General features: G+C 71.3%; 2 protein-coding genes. Both read right to left on the reverse strand.

What is annotated here, in order from left to right:
- Positions 1 to 382: 382 nt before the first annotated feature.
- Positions 383 to 853, reverse strand: coding sequence for a DUF5990 family protein (locus VXC91_RS45035; RefSeq protein ID WP_329513118.1), 471 nt, complete (start codon positions 851 to 853; stop codon positions 383 to 385).
- 8 nt (positions 854 to 861) lie between these two features.
- Positions 862 to 1,897 (reverse strand): alkylmercury lyase family protein (locus VXC91_RS45040; protein ID WP_329513119.1); only part of this gene is annotated, 1,036 nt, incomplete at its 5' end.

Genomic DNA, 1,897 nt, shown 5'->3' on the forward strand with positions numbered 1-1,897 from the left:
CCCGCAGGCGCAGACGGGGAGCGTTAGCACCTCGACGGCGGCAAGCCAGGCACATCGCCCCCTGCGACGGCCGTCTCAGTCGTCTCATTCGCCAACTGCCGTACTGCGGTGAACGGCACCCGAACCTGCCCGGCACCGCGCCACCGAACGGCGTTGGACACAGGTCGAGGGCCCTGGATCGGCCTCCGATCAAGGCCAACAGGTGCCGGGAGCGACAGCCGCAGGTCACCCGATGGGATCTGCGGCACTGATCAGGCCATGCCCAAGCCCGGAGAGCTGACGGCGCTCCGGCGGCAACAGGCCCCCCACCTGCGTATACGGTGCTTCCAGGAGGCCGGCTCCGGGATGCCGGGTGACCTGCACTTTCGACTCTGACGGCCGCTCAGGCGATGGGCTGGGCGGTCCAGGTGATTCGTGGAGGCACAACCCGTGCGCACAGCGGTCCGCCAAACGCATCGGTGAGGCCGAGGCGTCCGACCAACAGCCCGCCCCGTGCGGCGGCGTCGAGGATCTCGGCCGGGATGGCGTCGAGCATGAGCTTGGCGCGGCGGAACATCGTGAAGGCGCCGACCTCGTCCACCGTGCCCCAGGACAGGTAGATGAACCGCTCGCCCGGGCGGCCCTGCACGTATGGGCCCCTCACGTCGGTGCCGGTCGCCGACGCGGTCGTGGTGCACTCCAGGCTCCACGTCGCGGAGGAGGCGTCGCCGGGCTGAGGGTCGAGGAGTTCGGTTCGTCGGTCGCGGCGTTGCACGGCGACGTGGATGTTTCGATACACCGGGCCGCCGCCGGCGGGCACGCCGGGTGGGCAGGTGAGGCCGGGCAGGTGGTCGGCGTCGATGCGGATGCGCATGGCGGTCGTCATCCTCGTCCGTCGGCCGGCTGCGTTGCTGTGAGCAGGGGGCCGAAGATGGCCTTGCCCAGGGCTTCGGCACGGGGCCGGTCGACGGCCTGGCCGGTGTAGGCGGGGTGTTGCTGGGCCCAGGCGCGGGCCGTTTGGCGGCTGGTGAAGAAGTTCAGGGCGCCGCAGGCGACGTCGGCGGCCGGCCCGGCGCAGGATCGTTGGCCGACGTAGACCACGGCGGTGGACGGGTGCCAGGTCATGTGCCCGCCGGTGGAAGTGACGGTGATGGCGTCGCCGGTGACGGGGTCGGTGGAGGTGATCACGGCATCGGTGCCGAGCATGTCCGGGATGCCAAGGGCGTCGATCGCGCACATCGCCCAGACTTCGATCCCGCCTGCGAGGCGGACGTGATGGGCGGTGGGTACGGAGGAGAACGGGTACGCGGCTCGGATGCGGCCGTGGTCATCGAAGACAAGGAAGTCCTCGGCCGCCAGCTCGGCGACGATCTCGGCAGCGGCTCGGCCGTGAGCGGCTGCCACGGCGTCCAGGTCCTCGATCGAGGGGGCGTGTCCGGTGTGCGCGAAGTGGCGGAGCACGGCTTGCTGAATGCCGCGCAGTCCGTCGGCCGTCGGAGCGAGGCGTCCGCGTCCGGCGCGGCCGGCCGCATCGAGCGGCGGGCCGTCGCATTCCCCGTCACCAACCGGATCGCCCAGTGCGCGGCGCAGGTCGGCGATGCTCGGAGCCCCTTCGATGCGCCCGTCCGGCCCGCGGTAGAGGCGGCAGGACAGCGATGCGGGCGCGCCCGGTACGGCGAAGGGATCCATCCCGTTGATCAGCACGGTCGGCGATCCGGTCATCCCCAGACGCCTGGCCTGCGCTGGATTGCTGACCTCGACGCGTTCGACCTCCGCGGCACGGCCGTCGAGCGCCCAGGAGAGCCGTTCCTCGACCACCGGCGCGTTGGGGCAGTCGGGCACAGTCAGCACGGTGATCCGCATGGCGTCGTCCTCCCAGCTCACAGCCTTGTGTACCGACGGTAGACCTTCCCGCGCA

It is taken from the genome of Streptomyces chiangmaiensis (genome assembly GCF_036281785.1).
Lineage (GTDB): Bacteria > Actinomycetota > Actinomycetes > Streptomycetales > Streptomycetaceae > Streptomyces > Streptomyces chiangmaiensis.